A 2,418-nucleotide genomic window follows, 5' to 3' on the forward strand; every position below is an offset into this window, starting at 1 on the left:
GCGCTGCTGCTGGGCGCGCCCGCCGCGACGGCGAAGCGCCCGGCATTGGCCGAGGCGGCATGATGCGCCGCCACCTCCCCACCGTCGCCACCCAGGCCTCCGGCGCGGCGGTGACGCGCGCCAGCAGCCGCTCCAGCAGCACCAGCTGCTGCGCCCGGCCGGAGATCCAGTCATGCACCGTCACGGTCATCATCTGGCCCAGCCGGTGCAGCGCCGCCCATTCGTCCAGCCAGCCCTCCAGCACCGGGCCGGGCGCCATGGGCGGGCCGCGATCGGTCGGCAGGGCGGAGAACTTGAAGTGCACGGCGTCGTCGATCGCCCACTGCACCGGCACCTCCACCACGCCCTCCATCTCGTAGGGGTGGTCGGCGCCCATCAGCGAGCTGTCATAGAGGCCGTGGCGGCGCAGTTCGGCCAGCATGTGCGGCGTCATCTCCCAGGCAGGGGAGCGGAAGCCGCGCGGCGCGGCGCCCGTCTGCCGGCGGAACAGGTCGAGCGAGGCCTCCAGCGCCGCGGTGAACTCGGCATCGCTGCTCTGCGCCACGATCTCGTGGAACCAGCCATGCAGCCCCACCTCGTGCCCGCGCTCCAGGAAGGCGGGCAGCAGGTGCGGGTTGGCCTCGGCCACCACGCCGGGGACGAAGAAGCTGCCCTTCACCCCGAAGCGGTCCAGCAGGTCGAGCAGGCGCCAGATGCCCTGCCGCAGACCGAAGCGGCGCTGCTCCAGCTGGCCCAGCATGCGGGCATCCTCCGGCCGGCGCTGCGCCCAGAGATAGGGCGCGTCCGCGTCGACATCGACGCTGAGGCAGAAGGCGCTGCGCTTCCCCTCCGGCCACTGGTAGGCCGGCCAGGGGCCCCGCTCCGCCCCGCTCACAGCGCCGACTTCTTGTCCTGGTGCACGGCGAGCGAGCCGATGGAGTTGCCGCCATCCACCGTCATGGTGCCGCCCGTCATGTAGGCGGAGGCGCTGCTGGCCAGGTAGACCAGCGCGTTGCCGACATCCTCGGGCGAGCTGCCGCGGCCGAGCGGAATGGCCGCCACGGTGGCCTCCACATGCGCCGCCGTCAGCGGGCTGGCGGTGCTGCCGGGGGCAAAGCCCGGCTCCAGCGCGTTCACGCGGATGCCGTATTCCGCCAGCTCGATGGCGAAGCCCTTGGTCAGCCGGTCCAGCGCCGTCTTGGAGACGCAGTAGGGCACCACGGAGCGGCGCATCTTGCGCGAGGCGCCGGAGGAGATGTTGATGATGCTGCCCTTCACCCCCTGCCCCACCATCTGCCGCGCCAGGGCGCGGGTCAGCACGAAGGGCGCGCGCAGGTTGACATCCATGATGCGGTCCCACTCCGCCGCGTCGATGTCGAGCAGGAAGCCGCTGGGATAGACGCCGGCATTGTTCACCAGCACCTCGGCCGCGCCCCATCGCGCGCCGATCTCTGCGGCCAGCGCCTCGATGGCGGCGGCGTCGGTCAGGTCCACGGCGCGGGCGAAGCCGCCCTCGCCCAGCGGCGTGGCGGCGGCCAGCGCCTCCAGCCCGGCGGCGTCGGCGTCGGTCAGGCAGAGCCGCGCGCCGGCGCGGGCGAAGGTGTCCACGATCCAGCGGCCCACCACGCCGCAGGCACCCGTCACCACCACCCGCCGGCCGGCCAGTTCCTGCGTGAAATCCATGGAGGTCGCTCCTCTTGCTGGCGAAGGCTCCGGGGCTATCCGAGCGAGAGAGAAGTGAAAAGGGCGGGGGAAGGAATTCCCCCGCGCCCCCATCTTTTTTCTGTCAGGTGCGGCGGGGCCAGTCGCCGGATTCGAAGCGGGCCGCGTCCATGGTGGGCAGGTCGAAATGGTCGCGCGTGCGGGCATAGGCGTGGCCGCCCATGCGGCCCACCGCGTCCAGCCCCGCCGGGTCCACATGCAGGCTGTCGTTGACGATGCCGGCGTGCAGATGGGCGTGCACCACCTCGCCCAGCACGATCTCGCGCGAGGCGCCGATCTCCAGGAAGGAGTGCAGCCGGCATTCCAGCGCCGCCGGCGCGGCGGCGATGCGCGGGCTGGCCACCGCCGTGCCGGGCAGCAGCGCCAGGCCCGCGCGCTCCAGCTCGTTCACCCCCGGGGGAAAGGGCACGGCGCAGACATTCATCGCCTCCAGCAGCGCGTCCGAGACGATGTGGACGGTGAAGCAGCCCGTCTCGCGGATGTTGCGCCCCGTGTCCTTGGACGAGCCGTCGGCGCGGAACTCGATGCCGAGCGCCACGATCGCCGGGTCGGCCGAGAGGCAGTTGAAGAAGCTGTAGGGCGCGGCGTTCGGCCGGCCGGCGCCATCCACCGTCACCACCCAGGCGATCGGGCGCGGCACCACGGTGCCGATCAGCAGCTTGTAGCGCTCGCGCGGGGTGAGGCTGGCGAAGTCGAAGTCACGCGTCTCGGTCATGC

General features: G+C 72.3%; 3 protein-coding genes. All 3 read right to left on the minus strand.

The features are described from left to right. Positions 1-874 (minus strand): polysaccharide deacetylase family protein (locus tag ACZJYS_RS23980; protein WP_493180597.1); only part of this gene is annotated, 874 nt, incomplete at its 3' end. Further along, positions 871-1,662, minus strand: coding sequence for an SDR family NAD(P)-dependent oxidoreductase (locus tag ACZJYS_RS23985; protein WP_109517281.1), 792 nt, complete (start codon positions 1,660-1,662; stop codon positions 871-873). The genes ACZJYS_RS23985 and ACZJYS_RS23980, both read right to left, overlap by 4 nt. Positions 1,663-1,765: 103 nt before the next feature. Beyond that, entirely contained in the window at positions 1,766-2,416 is a 651-nt protein-coding gene (locus tag ACZJYS_RS23990) for a flavin reductase family protein (RefSeq protein WP_493180598.1), read from the minus strand. Between the last annotated feature and the right edge of the window lie 2 nt (positions 2,417-2,418).

Source organism: Roseomonas sp. TS2, assembly GCF_058833935.1.